We start from the raw sequence: 17,536 nt of genomic DNA, 5'->3' as shown, positions 1-17,536 counted from the left end.
ATTCGGTATTTATATTATAACCTTTCAAGCTTCTCCTGACCACCCATATATGGCTGAAGGACTTCAGGTACAGTCACTGAGCCGTCTTCGTTCTGGTAGTTCTCAAGGAGCGCTGCCATCGTTCTGCCGACAGCAAGTCCGCTGCCGTTCAGCGTGTGCAGCAATTCAGGTCTTGAGTCTTTGTCTCGTTTGAATTTAATGTTTCCGCGGCGCGCCTGGAAATCCGTCATATTTGAAATAGAGCTGATTTCCTTGTAGTCATTATAACTCGGCAGCCATACTTCAACATCGTATGTTTTCGATGATCCGAAACCGATATCGCCTGTGCAAAGCAGCACTGTGCGGTGGGGAATATCGAGTAAGTTTAAGATGTTCTCGGCATGTTCTGTCATTTCCTCAAGCGCTGCCCATGAATCTTCAGGGCGTTCAAGACGCACCATTTCAACTTTGTTGAACTGATGCAGGCGGATTAGACCGCGTGTATCTCTCCCGGCAGAACCGGCTTCACTTCTGAAACATGCAGTCTGTGCAGTGAATTTCACCGGTACCTGCTCAGCTGCCAGTGTTTCGTCTTTGTGAAAGTTCGTTAATGTCACTTCTGAAGTCGGAATCGTATACATTTCCTCGTCTTCGATTTTGAAAAGGTCTTCGCCGAATTTCGGCAGCTGTCCTGTTGCGTACATTGCTTCTGCACGAACAATCTGCGGCGTCATCATTTCACGGTAGCCGTTTTTGTTGTGCACATCAAGCATGAAGTTCATCAGTGCGCGCTCTAGGCGGGCACCGTCTCCAGTGTGATAGACAAAGCGCGCACCTGATACTTTGGCAGCGCGGTCGAAGTCGGCAAGTTCAAGGTCTTCTAAAATGTCCCAGTGCGCTTTCGGCTCGAAATCAAAGGAGCGGGGCTCTCCGGTACGGCGGATTTCCACGTTTTCAGAGTCATCTTTGCCTTCAGGCACGTCATCGTGAATTAAGTTCGGGATACGGCTCATTTTATCGTGATAATCACTTTGAATCGTATTCAGTCTTTCATCGATTTCCTTAATGCGTTCACCGACGTCCCGCATTTCCTTAATTACGTCCTCAGCATCTTCCTTGTTTTTCTTCTTCACAGCGATTTCCTGTGATACTTTGTTGCGGCGGCTCTTCAGCTCTTCCGTTTCAGCGATCAGTGCACGTCTTTCTTTATCCAGCTGTAAAATATCATCGATTAACACAGGTTCCAGCCCGCGCTGTGCTACTTTCTTTTTAACCGTCTCAGTGTCGTTGCGCAGTACTTTAATGTCTAACATGTGCATACCTCCAAAATTTTTATATTTAATGCTTAGATCAGGGAAAAATAAAAACCACGTCCCCTGAAAGGGACGTGGTCTACGCGTTGCCACCCTAATTAGCACCATTTACTGATACTATCTCTAACATTTTAACGGCTTTCACCGGCTACTTTATTTATCGAAAGACAGAAATTCGCATATCACGCAATCATTTCCACCAGCCATGATTTCTCTATAGACGCAGATATACTACTGCTTCTTTCAAAGTAGTAAATATTAACTTGGTGCTATTTTATAACGTGGCCTTTAAAAACGCAAGTTTATAAATTTAAGCCCGGACGTTCAAAAATCAGTTTGCCGTCTGCAATGACTTTGTAAGCATGGTTTACACCGTAGTGATATGGAATGTACTCATGATTAGGTGCATCCCAGACGACGATGTTCGCAGCATCTCCCGGCTCGAGCGTGCCGCGGTCGGCATCGATAGCGTGAGCTGCATTCACCGTTACCGCATTCCAGATTTCATTCGGCGTCATTTTGAGTTTCAACGCCGCAATAGCCATAATCATCTGCAGATTGTCAGTCACACAGCTGCCCGGGTTATAGTCAGTCGCGAGAGACACGGCGCCACCCTGATCAATCATGCCGCGCGCATCAGCGAATTCGTTTTTACCAAGATAGAATGTTGTCCCAGGCAGCAGTACCGCCACCGTATTTGAATCAGCCAGCTGCTTTTTGCCTTCTTCGCTCGCTGCCACTAAATGGTCTGCACTGATTGCATCCTGCTCAATCGCAAGTTCTAAGCCGCCGAGAGGATCGATTTCATCTGCATGGATTTTCACGCGGAATCCTTTTTCGCGTGCCGCTTCCATGTATTTTCTCGACTGCTCGACAGAGAATACACCTGTTTCCGTAAAGATATCAGCGAAATCTGCATAATCTTTTACTTCATCGAGTAAATCCGTCATCTCCTGTAAAAATTCTTCAGCTTCTCTGCCTTTAGGAAGGGCGTGGGGGCCTAAGAAGGTGTGACGCATCAGCACAGGGAATTTATCTTCCAGCGCTTTTGATACTTTAAGCTGTTTTAATTCGTTCTCACGGTCGAGTCCATAGCCGCTTTTGCTTTCAACAGTTAACACGCCGTGCTGAATCATGCGTGTCATGTTAACTGATGCTTTGTTTAACAGTTCATCGAACGAAGCTTCGCGTGTTCGTTCGACCGTATTTAAAATACCGCCGCCCTGTTCAAGTATCGTTAAGTAGTCAACTCCCTGGCGTTTCAGTGACATTTCATGCTCGCGTGAACCGCCGTGCACGATATGCGTATGAGGTTCAACGAGGGCAGGGGAAACGATTTTGTCTTTTGCATCGATAATTTCTTTTGCTTCGTACTCATCTGTTTTTGCTCCCGCATAGACAATCTTGCCGTCTTTAATAACAACAATAGCGTCATCGACAATGTTCAATTCGTCCATTTCTTTGCCTTTTAACGGTCCATCGGTTTTTTTCGGTAAAATTAATGACTTTATATTTGTGATCATTACATCATTCATTATTTATTCTCCTTTAACATTGGTATATTCACACCGCGTTCTTTCGCTGTATTAATTGCGATATCGTAGCCGGCATCTGCGTGTCTTGCCACTCCCATACCCGGATCTGTTGTTAATACTCGGCCCAGTCTTTTTGCTGCACGGTCAGTGCCGTCCGCGACGACTACCATACCGGCGTGAAGCGAGTAGCCCATACCGACACCGCCGCCGTGGTGTACACTGATCCATGAACCGCCCGCAGCCGTGTTCACAAGAGCGTTTAGAATTGCCCAGTCGCCGACTGCATCGCTGCCGTCTTTCATGCTTTCTGTTTCGCGGTTCGGACTGGCGACAGACCCTGAGTCCAAATGATCCCGGCCGATAACGATCGGCGCCGAAATTTCTCCGGACTTAACTAGTTCATTGAGGGCGAGGCCCATCTTCGCGCGTTCGCCGTAACCGAGCCAGGCGATGCGTGCAGGCAGCCCCTGGAAGGCAATTTTTTCTTCCGCCATATCGAGCCAACGCATCAATTTCTCATTTTCAGGGAAGAGTTCACGCATCTTCTTATCAGCAACCGCAATGTCGTTCGGGTCTCCGCTTAAGGTTGCAAAGCGGAAGGGTCCTTTACCTTCACAGAATAGCGGTCTGATATAAGCCGGTACGAAGCCCGGGAAATCGAATGCATTTTCAACACCTGTATCAAATGCCACCTGGCGGATATTATTTCCGTAATCGAAGACAACTGCACCGTTTTTCTGGAACTGCAGCATCGCTTCAACGTGTTTTGCCATCGAAGCACTCGACAGTTTCACGTATTCTTCTGGGTTTTCTTCACGCAGTTTTTTAGCCTCTTCAAGTGAGTAGCCTTCCGGCACATAGCCGTTTAACGGGTCATGCGCAGAGGTCTGATCAGTCACGACGTCAATTTCAAAGCCGCGGTTTAAGATTTCATGGTGGACTTCAGCAGCATTGCCGATTAAACCTATCGATAATGGTTTCCCTGCATCGCGTGCTTCTGCTGCAAGTTTTAAGGCTTCGTCCAGTGAATCAGTTTTAATATCCAGGTAACGCGTTTCAATCCGTTTATCGATTCTCGTTTCATCGACATCAACACAAAGTGCTACCCCTTCGTTCATTGTGACTGATAAAGGCTGCGCGCCGCCCATGCCGCCAAGGCCGGCAGTCAGTGTGATCGTGCCGCGCAGTGTGCCGTCGTAGTTCTGGTTCGCAAGCTCCGCAAATGTTTCATACGTTCCCTGAACGATTCCTTGTGAACCGATGTATATCCATGAACCGGCGGTCATCTGTCCGTACATCATCAAACCTTTTTTATCGAGTTCATTGAAGTGCTCCCAGTTAGCCCATTTCGGTACAAGTACCGAGTTCGACAGCAGCACTCTCGGCGCTTCCTCATGGGTTTTGAATACCGCAACAGGTTTCCCTGACTGAATCAGCATCGTTTCATCCGCTTCAAGATTTCTTAATGTATTTTCAATCGCTTCAAACGACTCCCAGTTCCGCGCCGCTTTACCGATTCCTCCGTAAACAACTAAATCTTCCGGACGTTCTGCAACTTCAGGATCCAGGTTGTTATACAGCATGCGGAGCGCCGCTTCCTGTTCCCATCCTTTACATTCGATTTCCAAACCTGTTTTAGCAGTAATTTTTCTAGACATATTGTCATCCCCTTAAAATATTAATAATGCGATTGGTATTACAATTAACAAGCTGAGCACTGTGCGGATAAACCACACAGCAATTAGTTTCCATACTTGTAAGTTCAAACTCGTACTTAATACCGCGGGAACTAAGCCGGATAAAAAGACGACAGCTGAAATAGAAGTCACCCCGGCGATAAACCGTGTCACAATGTCTGCTTCCGCAGCAAGCAGGGAAGGCAGGAACATTTCGACAATGGATATCGTTACCGCTTCAGCAATCAGCGGCACATTCTCAAGCGGAAACATATAGAGAAGCGGGTAGTAGACGTAGGAAATCCAAGTAATCACATCGGTATACTCCGCAATGATTAAACCGAGCAGGCCGATAGAAAGAACAGACGGCACGACTGAAGCGGTCATCTTCATCGCTTCAAGAAAGTTCGTCCATATATCTTCTCTCAACGGACGCGCACTATGCGACTGCTGCTTCGCCTTGTACCATGCATACTCCAGTATGTTACCTTCGTAATCTTCTTCGGTGATGCTGTTTTTATCGTTGAAATATATTTCCTTTTCATTGCGTATCGGCGGCAGGTAAGCCGTCAAAGCAGTGACCAGGAAAGTCACAAGTATAACGATGATAAAAAACAGCACCCAGTGGTCCATCAAATCGAGTGTGCGTGCGACAACCACCATAATTGTCACTGAAACTGTGGAAAAGCCGGTCGCTATAATGAGCCCTTCCTTTTTGTTATACAAACCTTCTTTATACGTTCTGTTCGTTATCAGCAGCCCGACTGAGTAGCTGCCGACGAGAGAAGCCATCGCATCCATTGCCGAACGGCCGGGTGTTTTAAACAGTTTCCTCATGACCGGCTCCAGCAGCACTCCGATAAAAACGAGGAAGCCGTAGCCGAGAATGAGTCCAAGTGCTGCACCGCCAAGCGGAATTAAGAGACTCAAGTTGATAGCGAGCGAGTAGTATAGAAACGGCCCCATATTCTCATCAAGCACGAAAGCAGGACCGATATTAAACACAACCATGACGCCGATAACGAGCCCGAGTATTTTAAAAATCGTAAACAGAATATTAAATGCACTCTTCTTCCATGTTTTAGTCAAAATCGGAATCAATGTGCCGGCAAAAACAACTGCCAGGGTGTAATACTGAATATTCTCCCCAAAAATGCTATGAATGACAGTGACGATATGATCGAGCATAATCGACCTTGTTCCGGACATGGTGACCGGTACGAAAAATAGAAACAGCCCGAGTGCACTGAACACAAAGAAACGCCAAATTTTAAAACCTTTTTCACGACGCATCTCGTTCCGCGAGACCATAACATAACCCCTTTACTGAATTACTTGATATATAAGACAAGCTTATATAAATTCTGAATTTTTAACAAATTCTTAAGGAGAAGTGCAAATTATTTTAATTAACTTCCGTTAATGCCTTAGACAAGTTATTAATTTCAATACTGAAGTTGCGGTCCTGGTCGATAAAGTCCGCAATCAGACGGTATTCGTCAAATTTTTTGCGCGTTGCCGGAGACAATTTGTCTTTACCTTTAATCTCTGCTCCCGTCATCGCGATAAACAGCTCTGTGGCCACCACGTAGCGTGCGTTGTTAATAATATCTCTCGCATGACGTGCACCGATTGTCCCCATTGATACATGGTCTTCCTGGTTGGCAGAAGAGGGGATAGAGTCGACACTTGCCGGGTGGGCGAGTGTTTTATTTTCAGAAACGAGACTCGCTGCGGCATATTGTAAAATCATTGCTCCAGACTGCAAGCCTTCTTCCGGGCTTAAGAAGGCCGGAAGATCACCGTTTAATGCCGGATTAACTAAACGTTCGATGCGGCGCTCGGTAATATTCGCAATTTCAGCGACACCAATTTTTAAGAGATCCATTGCAATCGCAATCGGCTGGCCGTGGAAATTACCGCCTGAATAGACTTCATCTTCACTGAAAATCAGCGGGTTATCGTTCGCTGCATTCATTTCTATTTCCAGTTTTTCTTTAACGTAGTTCAGCGTCTGCAGTGATGCACCGTGCACCTGCGGAATACATCTGATAGAGTAGCCGTCCTGCACGCGCACTTCGCCCTGACGCGTCGTCAGCTGTGAACCTTCCAGATACTCGAGCATTTTTTCTGCGACGTAGATTTGTTCGGGATAACCCCTTGATTCGTGAATCTGATGGTTGTATGCATCTGTAATGCCGTTCAGAGCCTGGTGCGTCAGCGATGCAATCCATAAGCTGTCGTGCATCAGTTTATCCGCTTCGATATAGTTAATTACACCCTGGGCCGTCATCGGCTGCGTGCCGTTAATCAGTGCCAGGCCTTCTTTTGCCTGCAGTGTGATCGGTTCGATGCCGAGCGACTCCAGCACATCGCGTGTATTTCTTCTCTCATCCATAAAGAATACTTCGCCTTCGCCGATCAGCGTCAGCGCCATATGCGACAAGGGAGCAAGGTCACCTGAAGCACCAAGTGAACCTTGTTCCGGCACCACCGGAATAATGCGTTTATTAATATATAGCCTCAGCTGCTCAACCAGTTCTCTTGTTACACCTGAGTGGCCTTTCAGCATCGTGTTTAAACGGAAAACCATCATTAACAATGCTACCGGCTGTTCAAAAGATTTACCGACACCGCAGGTGTGGGAACGGATTAAGTTTGTCTGCAGATCTTCCACTTTCTCTTTTGAAATTAAAACATCGCAGAACAGTCCGAAACCGGTCGTAATTCCATAAATTGTTTTACCTTCTGCGATGATGTTTTCCACTACTTTTCTGGAAGCATCCACACGCTTATAAGCATCTTCAGTAATTTCCACAGTGCTTTCGGAATTTCCCAGGAAATCTTTTACTTGATCAATCGTTAAATGCTCGCCGTCCAAATGTAAAACCGACATGATATCCCTCCTAAATTTACGTACAAAAAAAGACACAAAAATCCCATTGATTTTTATGTCCCTAATAACTAATGTCTATGACAATTCTATTTAATTTAAATATGATTAATACCGAGTCCCAAAGCTTCGTGCTCTTTGCCTCTGATCGGCGCACCGATTGTTCCGTAGAAACAGACAGCCAGCCATTCGCCTTCGTCATCGCTGCCGTATGGATTCCCTCTGACAATCGCAAACCTTAAACCGACAGTACGCATAATTTCCCCTACGCTTAAATCTCCGCGGGTCACGCCTTGGAGCGCTTCTAAAATTGCGTGATATAAAGAATGAGTTTCACGATAAATATCTCCATTAATGAGTCCGCCGCGCTTCGCAGCAGTTTCAACCGACGAGATGACTTTGCTTAAATCCATAGATCCGACTTTGCCCGTCATCACTTTAAATGACTTAAAGTGGGGCAGTATACGGAGTGCTGTTTCTTCATCAGTCAGTGCAACGAGTGTAGTGAATTTACCAAATTCACGATGTGTACTTTGAGTCATAATATACCTGCCTAATCACTAATAACTATTTTTATTATAGCGCTTTCATAAAATAAAAACAAGAAAGTATGTTTTCTTTAATTTATCGATAAACGATATATTTTTATTGTTTTTAGATACGTTAGGTGGTAAATTTAATTTATAAAATATGAAAGCAGGAAAAACTATGATTAAAAAAACGCTGGTGCTGCGCATTACGCTGCTGATTACCGCAGCGATTCTTATATTATTTGGTTTTTTGATGGGAATACAGCTTTTCACTTCAGAAGGTGAGGTTTATACAGTTGTTTATATTGCGGTTGCCGTTGTCTGGATTGATATGATTTTAGGGCTGTTTATCGTGTATGCTTTAAATAAGCTGCTGACACTGATCGACAGAGATGAAATTTTCTCAAGTCACACACTGACTATCATGAACCGTGTTCAGAAACTGACACTTGGCATTGCTATCGCAACTATCGGTTTAATGCCGTTTTTCTTTACGCTTGCCGAGCTCGATGATGCTCCGGGACTTGTCTTATTCGGCGCGGGGATAGTATTTATTCCATTTGCGATACATGTGCTGGTGGTTGTATTAAAAGAAACGTTGTCGAAAGCAGTATCAATCAAACGGGAAAATGAGCTGACAATATGACGAAAATAATCGTAAACCTTGATGTAATGCTCGCCAAACGGAAAATGAGCATGACAGAACTTGCCAATGAAGTCGGCGTGACCATGGCGAACTTGTCTATCTTAAAGAATAATAAAGCAAAAGCCGTCCGCTTCTCAACGCTTGAAAAAATTTGCGAAGTGCTGGACTGCCAGCCCGGAGATATACTGGAATACCGGAAATAGGGCGGGTTTTAGAATTCAACGCCAAATCGCTCAAAACAGCAAATAAGCACCGGGATTTCTGTTTAGAAATCCCGGTGCTTATTTTTTATCTATTCTTCTTCAGATTCTGATTCCGGATCGAGATTATCTTCGACTTCATCGGTTTCAACTTCAAGGTTGTCTTCCGCTTCCAGTGTTTCTTCGGCCATCTCAGAACCTTCATCTTCCAGTTCTTCTTCTGCAATTTCATTTTTCACTACCGCAACCGTCGCAACGTCCTGCTCTTCGTCTAAGCGAATGAGTCTCACACCTTGCGTATTACGGCTTGTAATTGATATCGCATCGATTGTCAGGCGGATAATAACACCTTTGTCTGTAACAATCATCATATCTTCATCACGGTCTACTGACGCGATAAACACCAGTTTACCGTTTTTGTCTGTCAGGTTCGCAGTTTTCACACCGAAACCGCCGCGTTTAATGGAGCGGTATTCTTCTTCATGTGTAAGCTTGCCGTAGCCTTTATCCGTAACGATAAGGACATGCTGACCCGGATCAAGGACATCGACACCGACGACTTCGTCGTCACCGCGAAGGTTAATCCCTTTCACACCGGCTGCTGTACGGCCCATACTTCTGACCTGTTCTTCTTCAAAGCGTATTAATGAACCTTCGCGTGTTCCGAGCATGACTTCTGTTGAACCGTCCGTCAGACGCACACCGAGGAGTTCGTCTTCGCCTCTGAAGCTGATAGCAATTTTACCGTTTTTATTAATTTGCTTAAAGTCATCCAGCGGTGTACGCTTCACAAGACCATTTTTCGTCGCAAATAATAACTGGTAGCCTTCAGTTTCGTCTTTGTCTTTCACGCTGATCATCGTACTGATTTTTTCATCTTTTTCGATTTCAATCAGGTTCACAATCGGCAGTCCTTTCGACTGGCGTGACAGTTCAGGAATTTCGTAACCTTTCAGACGGTAGACGCGTCCTGTGTTCGTAAAGAACAGAATATAATCGTGCGTGCTCATCGTCACAATCTGGCTGACGAAGTCATCATCGATCGTATTCATACCCTGAATGCCGCGTCCGCCGCGGTGCTGGGCGCGGTATGTTGAAGCCGGCAGGCGTTTGATGTAGTTGTTATGGCTCAGTGTCACAACAATCTGTTCTCTCGGAATTAAATCTTCATCTTCAATATCGTAAATGCTGCCGAGTGTAATCTCCGTCCGGCGTTCATCTCCGAAGCGTTCGCGAATATCCGTTAGTTCTTCTTTGATGACTTCAAGCAGTTTTTCATCATCGTTCAGAATACTTTTCAGATATTCGATATTTTTAAGAATCTCATCATATTCATTTTGGATTTTGCCGCGTTCAAGTCCGGTCAGACGGCGTAATCTCATATCGAGAATAGCCTGGGACTGGCGTTCTGACAAGTCAAACTGGCTCATCAGGCTGTTTTTCGCTTCTTCATCCGTATCGGATGCACGGATTGTCTTAATGATTTCATCGATGTGATCGAGTGCAATCAGCAAGCCTTCCAGAATATGCGCGCGGTCTTCAGCACGTTTTAATTCGTATTTCGTACGGCGTGTCACAACAACTTTCTGGTGCTCTAAATAATGATAAAGTACTTCTTTTAAAGCGAGTACTTTCGGCTCGCCGTTCACAAGCGCCAGCATATTGACACCAAAAGATGTCTGCAGTGGCGTTTGTTTATAGAGATTATTTAAAATCACATTCGCATTCTTATCCTTGCGGATCTCAATAATGATTCTGACGCCTTCTTTAAGGGACGTTTCATCACGCAGATCCGTAATGCCTTCGATTTTTTTATCGCGTACTAACTCCGCGATTTTCTCAACGAGGCGTGCCTTGTTTACCTGATACGGGATTTCTGAAATAACGATACGTTCTTTACCGTTCTTCATCACTTCCACTTCACAGCGTGCCCGCATAATAACAGAACCGTGTCCTGTTTCATACGCGCGCTTAATTCCGCTTTTACCGATAATCAGACCTGCAGTCGGGAAGTCTGGTCCCTTAACATGTTCCATCAGTTCCATGGTCGTAATATTCGGGTTATCTGCGAGCTCGAGTACCGCATTGATGACTTCCGTCAGATTATGCGGCGGAATGTTCGTCGCCATACCGACAGCAATTCCGCTCGTACCATTGACGAGAAGGTTAGGGAAGCGTGCCGGCAGGACAGATGGTTCCCGTTCGTTTTCATCATAGTTCGGCTGGAAATCCACTGTATCTTTATTAATATCACGCATTAATTCCATCGAGATTTTACTCATTTTTGCTTCGGTATAACGCATTGCTGCTGCACCGTCGCCATCCATGGAACCGAAGTTCCCCTGGCCGTGAACGAGCGGGTAGCGGTAACTGAAGTCCTGAGCCATACGCACCATCGCATCGTAAATTGAGGAGTCACCGTGCGGGTGGTATTTACCCATAACATCCCCGACAATACGCGCCGATTTTTTAAACGGCTTGTCAGAAGTCATACCGTTATCGTGCATACCGTATAAAATTCTGCGGTGCACCGGTTTCATGCCGTCTCTGACATCGGGCAGCGCACGAGATACGATAACACTCATGGCATAGCTTAAAAACGAGCTGCGCATCGTTTTCGTAATATTTATTTGCTGAAATTGTTCATCATGGTCCGCCATAAATTAAATCTCCTTTATTAAACGTCGAGGTTCTCAACGTATCTCGCATTTTCTTCGATAAAGTTGCGCCGGTATTCAACGACATCTCCCATCAGCATTTCAAATGTCTGATCCGCTTCAATCGCATCATCCAGTTCCACCTGAAGAAGATTTCTCTGTTCCGGATCCATCGTCGTTTCCCACAGCTGATCGGCGTTCATCTCACCGAGACCTTTATATCTCGACATAGAAATTTTAGGTGTTTCAGGTAAGGTACTGCGCAGAATATCGAGCGCTTCATCATCGTATACGTAATGTTTTTTCTTGCCCTGTTCCAGCTTGTAAAGCGGCGGCTGTGCAATATAGACATAGCCGTGTTCAATTAACGGTCTCATAAAACGGTAGAAGAACGTTAACAGCAGTGTTCGAATATGCGCACCGTCCACATCCGCATCGGTCATAATAACAATTTTGTGGTAGCGTGCTTTTGAGATATCGAATTCTTCGCCGATACCGCTACCGAGCGCCGTCACCATTGAACGAATTTCATTATTGCCTAAAATTCTGTCGAGACGTGCTTTTTCAACGTTTAAAATTTTACCCCGGAGCGGTAAAATTGCCTGTATTTTTGAGTTGCGTCCTGATTTTGCCGAACCGCCGGCAGAGTCACCCTCTACGATAAAGAGCTCGCTTTTCGCAGGGTCTTTGCTCGAGCAGTCTGCAAGTTTTCCGGGCAGGCTCGACACTTCGAGTGCCGACTTGCGGCGCGTCATTTCACGTGCTTTTTTCGCTGCAACGCGGGCATGCTGAGCTGTAATCCCTTTTTCTACAATAACGCGTGCAGTCTGAGGGTTTTCCATCAGGAATCTTTCAAAACCTGCCGAGAACAGCTGATCTGTAATCGTACGGGCTTCGGAGTTGCCGAGTTTGGTCTTCGTCTGGCCTTCAAACTGCGGATCCGTATGCTTAATTGACACGATTGCTGTTAAGCCTTCTCTGACATCCTCACCAGATAAACGTTCTTCTGTCGATTTAATCAGATTCTGTTTTGTGGCATAGTTGTTAATCACTTTTGTCAGTGCACGCTTAAAGCCGTCTTCGTGTGTTCCGCCTTCATGTGTATAAATATTATTGGCATAAGTTAAAAGGGTGGATGTGTAGCCGAGGTTGTACTGCATTGCGATTTCAACTTCGATTTCATCTTTTGAATCATCCATATAAATAATTTCTTCATGCAGTGCTTCTTTCGTCTTATTCAATTCCTCGACGTAGGATTTAATACCGCCTTCATAGTGGTATTTAAATTCAAGATTTTCTTCGCCGCGCTCATCGATTAATTTAATTTCGAGTCCCTTGTTCAGGAAAGCGAGTTCTTTAATACGCTTCTGCAGGATTTCGATTTCGTATTCTGTCGTTTCAGTAAATATTTCTTCATCCGCTTTAAAACGGATGACCGTTCCTGTTTTATCCGTTTCGCCAATGACTTTTAAGTCTGCATCCGGTACACCGCGGGTGTAGCTCTGGTAATGAATTTCGCCGTTCTTATGCACGTATACTTCAAGTTTTGAACTCAGTGCGTTAACTACGGATGACCCGACACCGTGCAGACCGCCGGAAACTTTATAGCTGCCGCCGTCAAACTTACCGCCGGCATGCAGCACTGTTAAAATAACCTCGACTGCCGGACGTCCCATTTTCTCCTGGATATCTACAGGAATACCGCGTCCATTGTCCGTAACCTTAATCCAGTTATCTTTTTCAACAGTGACATTAATTTCAGACGCATATCCTGCAAGCGCCTCGTCGATACTGTTGTCAATAATTTCCCATACGAGGTGGTGCAAGCCGCGTGATGACGTAGAACCAATGTACATCCCCGGTCTTTTTCTTACCGCTTCAAGACCTTCCAGCACCTGTATCTGACTTGCACCGTATTGATCCATATTTTGTTCAGCCATGTTTTCACCTTCCGTTATTCATCGATTTTGATTTTGCCGTTTTCTATTTCAAATAGCTGCATATCATCCATAATCTGATGGTTGATATCGCTGATTGAAGTCGTCGTAACGAACGTCTGCACCCGGTTTCTGATTGAAGTTAATAAATGCGCCTGTCTCACTTCATCAAGTTCACTGAGCACGTCGTCCAAGAGCAGGACCGGATATTCTCCAACTTCCTCCTTGATTAATTCGAGCTCCGCAAGTTTTACAGACAGCGCAGTTGAACGCTGCTGCCCTTGGGAGCCGTAAGTCTGAACGTCAAAATCATTAATCGTAAAACCGATATCGTCCCGATGCGGACCGACAAGTGAAGTCCCTCGTTCGATTTCTTTATTTAAATTCTCAGCTAAAAGAGCAGATATTTCCGCTTTCAATGCTCCCGGATTATCGCTCTCATATTTAATATTGGGGTTATAGACTACATTTAAAATTTCTCTGCCGTTTGAAATATCAGCATGAATTCTTGAAGCGTGACGTTCAATCGTGGCGATAAACTGCTCACGTTTTAAAATAATCAGGCTTGCATGATGAGCAAGCTGGTCATTCAGCACTTCAATCATAATCTGATCGACGCTGCGCGATTTTAAGTACTGATTTTTCTGAGCGAGAACCTTGTTATAGTCGGATAAATGATTCAAATATATTTTCGATATCTGACCGCATTCCATATTAATAAATTTTCTTCTGACCTGCGGTGATCCTTTAACGATATTGAGATCTTCCGGAGCAAACAGCACCGTATTCAAATGACCGATGTACTGCGACAGTTTTGCGACTTCAAGATGATTCACCTTGGCCCGCTTCCCGCCTTTTGCAATACCGATTGAGAGCGGCAGCGTGCTGTGCTCTGTCGTAATGACCCCGTTAATATACGCATCTTCCGCGCCGAACCGGATCAGTTCCCTGTCTTTTGACGTCCGGTGGCTCTTCGCCAGGGACAAAAAGTAAATTGCCTCAAGCAGGTTTGTTTTTCCCTGGGCATTATGGCCGATAAAAATATTCAGCTTAGGATGAAAGGCCAGGGACAAGGAATCATAATTCCTGAAATCTGTGAGCTTAATTTCGTTTAGTATCATTGCACCGGATACTTAAATTTATATTCGCCGACACCTGCAATGACCAATTCGTCACCATCGTGCAGTTTTTTGCCGCGTCGGTTCTCAGGCTCTCCGTTTAAAAATACTTCATGTTCACTTAAGAACCATTTAGCTTCGCCGCCTGTACCGATAATATTTTTATATTTTAAAAATTTACCGAGTGTTATCATGCTATCCAAATGAATCGTTTCCATAGACATAACCTCCTATTACATACTCATTCATTATACTACATTTTACATATATTTTCATTATTTAAGCCCAAATAAAGCGTTTAGAGCCTTTTATAGGCAAAAAGGCTTTTACCTACCTGTAAACATAAAAAAGAGACCAGAGGCCTGTTTTTCATCAAAAAAGGCATGGTCTTAAATATTTGCGTACTGATTAGTATGTTCTAATCGGTAAAATCAGCTGTACGACTTCGGAAGATTCGCTCGGTGTAATAGTGAACGGTCTCATCGTGCCGAAGAATTCAATGGTTACTTCTTCGTCCTGAATCGCACGAAGTGCTTCCATCATATATTTGGAGTTAAAGGAAATTTTAATGCCTTCACCTTCGATAGCAGAAGCGTTTACAGCTTCGTTTACCGTACCGACTTCAGGTGAGTTCGAAGTTAATTCCACATTATTGTTTTCCACAGTCATGCGGATAACGTTGTTGCCGCCTTCACGTGCCAGGAGTGAAACACGGTCAATTGCATGGTAAAACTCGGAGTTGTTAACGCTGACCTTAGTTTCATAATTTTCAGGGAACAGACGGGAGGTATCCGGATAGTTTCCTTCAAGTAAACGCGAGATAAAGCGCATATTGCCGTATGTGAACAGCACCTGGTTCTGCGACAGGTTAATTTCTACATCTTCATCCGAGTCTGTGAGTATCTTGCTGAGTTCAGACAATGATTTACCTGGAATAATCGCATTTGAAATCTCCGTGTTAAATGTTTTATCCAGCAGTCTTCTTAAAGCAAGACGGTGGGAGTCCGTTGCAGTAAATGAAATATTATCTTTGTTAAAGTTCCAGTTTACACCTGTTAAGACAGGACGTGTTTCAGATAAAGAAACTGCAAAGTTTGTCTGGTTAATAATTGTTTTTAATACTGCAGAAGAAAGTACTAAACTGTCTGCATCGTTAACTTCAGGAAGCAGAGGATACTGATTTGAATCATTTCCGCTTAAGTTAAATTCTGATTTTCCTGCGGTAATTTTAGTCTGGAAATTTTCAGTTGTTTCCAGATCTACAAAATCACCGGAAAGTTTTTTAATGATGTCTACAAAGAAACGGCCTGTTAAAACGACTGAACCGGGTTCTTCGATTTCAAGGATTTCTTCATTATCAATTTCTGCAGGTATTGTAATTTCAATAGATATTTCCGAATCACTGCCGGTAAGTATCATTTGATCATCAGAGACATCGATTTTTATCCCGTTTAAAATAGGCAAAGTAGTTCTTGGTGAAATAGCTTTTAAACAATGATTTAATTGTTCGATAAAATATTGTCTTTTAATACTGATTTTCATAAGCGAGTACTCCTTATTTAATAGATATATAGTATATAAAATAATAGTAATAATAGTAGGTCCTGTGGATATGTGGAAAACCGGCTTGAAGCTATACAGAGAAAGTTATCCACATGTGTACAAAGTGTTGACTACAGTGTAACATTTATCCACAGTATTCACATTAGATTTAATTAAGCTTTTTCTCGATTTCTTTTAATTCATCTCTGAATAACTCATCTTCTGAAACAAGCTTCGAAATTTTCTCATGCGCGTGAATAACAGTTGTATGATCCCGGCCGCCGAATACTTCACCGATTTTAGGCAATGAATTGTCAGTGAGTTCGCGTGACAGATACATTGCGACGTGTCTCGGGAAAGCGATGGACTTGGTCCGCTTTTTAGAGGCGAGCTCATCGATGTGAATGCCGTAATATTCGCTGACGGCTACTTGAATATCGTGTATTGTCATACGTTTTGACTTGGTTGTAACAACGAGGTCTTTCAGCGCTTCAGACACTACTTCCGGAGTCATCGGCTGATTTGAAATTTTTGAGTATGCTGCAACGCGCGTCAGTGCGCCTTCCAGTTCACGGATATTTGTATGAATATGGTTGGCGATGTAAATCATTGCTTCATTTGGAATCTCTACATTTTCTTCTTCGCATTTCTTCCGCAGAATCGCAATTCTGGTCTCGAGGTCAGGCGGTGTGACGTCTGTCATCAGCCCCCATTCAAAGCGCGAGCGCAAACGGTCTTCAAGCGTCGGAATTTCCTTCGGTGTCCGGTCGCTGGAGATAACGATCTGCTTGTCATTCTCATGCAGCGAGTTAAAGGTATGGAAAAACTCTTCCTGCGTTGATTCCTTGCCTGCCAGAAATTGAATATCATCGATTAACAAGACGTCGACATTGCGGTACTTGTTGCGGAACTCTTCAGTTTTGTTATCGCGGATCGAGTTGATGAATTCATTCGTAAATTTTTCACTCGATAAATAAACGACTTTCGCATTTGGACGGTGCTCCAGCACATAATTCCCAATAGCATGCATAAGATGCGTCTTGCCGAGACCGACTCCCCCGTATATAAACAGCGGGTTATATGCTTTCGCAGGCGCTTCCGCTACTGCGAGTGAAGCGGCATGCGAGAAGCGGTTGCCGTTGCCGATGACGAACGTATCAAATGTATGCTGGGCATTTAAAGCATGTTTAACAGGAACATCCATTATCTGGCTGCTTTTTTCAGGTGCTGTATTTTTCGCGGGTGCTGGATTATCCAGCTGTTCATCTTGAAAAACGATTTTAACTGAAACTTTTTCACCGATCGCTCTGTAGATGCTTTCTTCAATCAGTGTTAAATATTTTTCGGACAGCCAGCCCTGCTGGAATTCGTTATCCGCTTTGACAATTGCGCTGCTGCTGTTTAAATCGATCAGTTTTGTATCTTTAAACCATGTCTGAAAGCTGACGGTCGGGATATTTTCACTGATATTTTCAAGGACATTATCCCAAATACTATTTAAGCTGCTCAT

General features: G+C 44.3%; 14 protein-coding genes. 2 read left to right on the top strand and 12 right to left on the bottom strand.

Going from position 1 to position 17,536, the window contains the following annotated elements:
- Nucleotides 1-14: 14 nt before the first annotated feature.
- From serS to hutP, 6 genes are all read right to left on the bottom strand, one after another.
- Entirely contained in the window at nucleotides 15-1,292 is a 1,278-nt protein-coding gene (gene serS / locus MHH58_RS00070) for a serine--tRNA ligase (RefSeq protein WP_341344621.1), read from the bottom strand.
- Between the two features lie 302 nt (nucleotides 1,293-1,594).
- Nucleotides 1,595-2,827 carry an imidazolonepropionase gene (gene hutI, locus MHH58_RS00065; protein ID WP_341344620.1) on the bottom strand — a complete coding sequence of 411 codons (1,233 nt, stop codon included), beginning with the start codon at nucleotides 2,825-2,827 and terminating at the stop codon, nucleotides 1,595-1,597.
- Nucleotides 2,827-4,485 (bottom strand): urocanate hydratase, encoded by a 1,659-nt coding sequence (hutU, locus tag MHH58_RS00060; RefSeq protein ID WP_341344619.1) that lies wholly within the window; start codon nucleotides 4,483-4,485, stop codon nucleotides 2,827-2,829. The genes hutI and hutU overlap by 1 nt, the downstream gene beginning before the upstream one ends.
- A gap of 12 nt (nucleotides 4,486-4,497) precedes the next feature.
- Nucleotides 4,498-5,796 carry a YjiH family protein gene (locus MHH58_RS00055; protein WP_341344618.1) on the bottom strand — a complete coding sequence of 433 codons (1,299 nt, stop codon included), beginning with the start codon at nucleotides 5,794-5,796 and terminating at the stop codon, nucleotides 4,498-4,500.
- Nucleotides 5,797-5,908: 112 nt separating this feature from the next.
- Nucleotides 5,909-7,399: a histidine ammonia-lyase gene (gene hutH / locus MHH58_RS00050; RefSeq protein ID WP_341344617.1), complete on the bottom strand. Its 1,491-nt coding sequence runs from the start codon at nucleotides 7,397-7,399 to the stop codon at nucleotides 5,909-5,911.
- A 95-nt stretch (nucleotides 7,400-7,494) separates the two neighbouring features.
- Nucleotides 7,495-7,938: a hut operon transcriptional regulator HutP gene (gene hutP / locus MHH58_RS00045; RefSeq protein WP_228063433.1), complete on the bottom strand. Its 444-nt coding sequence runs from the start codon at nucleotides 7,936-7,938 to the stop codon at nucleotides 7,495-7,497.
- Nucleotides 7,939-8,104: 166 nt separating this feature from the next.
- On the opposite strand from hutP, the gene MHH58_RS00040 reads away from it, so the two are divergent.
- Together MHH58_RS00040 and MHH58_RS00035 are read left to right on the top strand one after the other, a co-directional pair.
- Nucleotides 8,105-8,572, top strand: coding sequence for a DUF2975 domain-containing protein (locus tag MHH58_RS00040; protein WP_341344616.1), 468 nt, complete (start codon nucleotides 8,105-8,107; stop codon nucleotides 8,570-8,572).
- Nucleotides 8,569-8,775: a helix-turn-helix domain-containing protein gene (locus tag MHH58_RS00035; RefSeq protein WP_341344615.1), complete on the top strand. Its 207-nt coding sequence runs from the start codon at nucleotides 8,569-8,571 to the stop codon at nucleotides 8,773-8,775. Before MHH58_RS00040 ends, MHH58_RS00035 begins: the two co-directional genes overlap by 4 nt.
- A gap of 89 nt (nucleotides 8,776-8,864) precedes the next feature.
- Here the strand turns inward: MHH58_RS00035 and gyrA are convergent, their stop codons facing one another.
- The 6 genes from gyrA to dnaA all read right to left on the bottom strand — a co-directional run bounded on the left by gyrA (nucleotide 8,865) and on the right by dnaA (nucleotide 17,536).
- The gene (gene gyrA / locus MHH58_RS00030) at nucleotides 8,865-11,432 is read right to left on the bottom strand and encodes a DNA gyrase subunit A (protein WP_341344614.1); all 2,568 of its coding nucleotides are present in this window, start codon (nucleotides 11,430-11,432) and stop codon (nucleotides 8,865-8,867) included.
- A gap of 17 nt (nucleotides 11,433-11,449) precedes the next feature.
- Nucleotides 11,450-13,369, bottom strand: coding sequence for a DNA topoisomerase (ATP-hydrolyzing) subunit B (gyrB, locus tag MHH58_RS00025; protein WP_341344613.1), 1,920 nt, complete (start codon nucleotides 13,367-13,369; stop codon nucleotides 11,450-11,452).
- A gap of 14 nt (nucleotides 13,370-13,383) precedes the next feature.
- A complete protein-coding gene (recF, locus tag MHH58_RS00020) occupies nucleotides 13,384-14,487 on the bottom strand; it encodes a DNA replication/repair protein RecF (RefSeq protein WP_135097326.1) in 1,104 nt (367 codons plus the stop codon).
- On the bottom strand, nucleotides 14,484-14,702 hold the full coding sequence (locus MHH58_RS00015; protein ID WP_115885565.1) for an RNA-binding S4 domain-containing protein: 219 nt from the start codon (nucleotides 14,700-14,702) through the stop codon (nucleotides 14,484-14,486). Before MHH58_RS00015 ends, recF begins: the two co-directional genes overlap by 4 nt.
- A gap of 190 nt (nucleotides 14,703-14,892) precedes the next feature.
- Nucleotides 14,893-16,026, bottom strand: coding sequence for a DNA polymerase III subunit beta (gene dnaN / locus MHH58_RS00010; protein ID WP_135097324.1), 1,134 nt, complete (start codon nucleotides 16,024-16,026; stop codon nucleotides 14,893-14,895).
- A gap of 169 nt (nucleotides 16,027-16,195) precedes the next feature.
- Nucleotides 16,196-17,536, bottom strand: a complete 1,341-nt coding sequence (gene dnaA, locus MHH58_RS00005) for a chromosomal replication initiator protein DnaA (protein ID WP_135097322.1) — start codon at nucleotides 17,534-17,536, stop codon at nucleotides 16,196-16,198.

It is taken from the genome of Jeotgalicoccus sp. FSL K6-3177 (assembly GCF_038050175.1).
GTDB lineage: Bacteria > Bacillota > Bacilli > Staphylococcales > Salinicoccaceae > Jeotgalicoccus > Jeotgalicoccus nanhaiensis.
The sequence above is the reverse complement of the archived record's forward strand: the minus strand, read 5'-3'. Positions and strand labels throughout refer to the sequence as shown.

Coding starts and splice junctions, on each gene's coding strand:
- serS (WP_341344621.1), bottom strand. CDS start 1,292: ATGTTAGACATTAAAGTACTGCGCAACGACACTGAGACGGTTAAAAAG.
- hutI (WP_341344620.1), bottom strand. CDS start 2,827: ATGAATGATGTAATGATCACAAATATAAAGTCATTAATTTTACCGAAA.
- hutU (WP_341344619.1), bottom strand. CDS start 4,485: ATGTCTAGAAAAATTACTGCTAAAACAGGTTTGGAAATCGAATGTAAA.
- MHH58_RS00055 (WP_341344618.1), bottom strand. CDS start 5,796: ATGCGTCGTGAAAAAGGTTTTAAAATTTGGCGTTTCTTTGTGTTCAGT.
- hutH (WP_341344617.1), bottom strand. CDS start 7,399: ATGTCGGTTTTACATTTGGACGGCGAGCATTTAACGATTGATCAAGTA.
- hutP (WP_228063433.1), bottom strand. CDS start 7,938: ATGACTCAAAGTACACATCGTGAATTTGGTAAATTCACTACACTCGTT.
- MHH58_RS00040 (WP_341344616.1), top strand. CDS start 8,105: ATGATTAAAAAAACGCTGGTGCTGCGCATTACGCTGCTGATTACCGCA.
- MHH58_RS00035 (WP_341344615.1), top strand. CDS start 8,569: ATGACGAAAATAATCGTAAACCTTGATGTAATGCTCGCCAAACGGAAA.
- gyrA (WP_341344614.1), bottom strand. CDS start 11,432: ATGGCGGACCATGATGAACAATTTCAGCAAATAAATATTACGAAAACG.
- gyrB (WP_341344613.1), bottom strand. CDS start 13,369: ATGGCTGAACAAAATATGGATCAATACGGTGCAAGTCAGATACAGGTG.
- recF (WP_135097326.1), bottom strand. CDS start 14,487: ATGATACTAAACGAAATTAAGCTCACAGATTTCAGGAATTATGATTCC.
- MHH58_RS00015 (WP_115885565.1), bottom strand. CDS start 14,702: ATGGAAACGATTCATTTGGATAGCATGATAACACTCGGTAAATTTTTA.
- dnaN (WP_135097324.1), bottom strand. CDS start 16,026: ATGAAAATCAGTATTAAAAGACAATATTTTATCGAACAATTAAATCAT.
- dnaA (WP_135097322.1), bottom strand. CDS start 17,536: ATGAGCAGCTTAAATAGTATTTGGGATAATGTCCTTGAAAATATCAGT.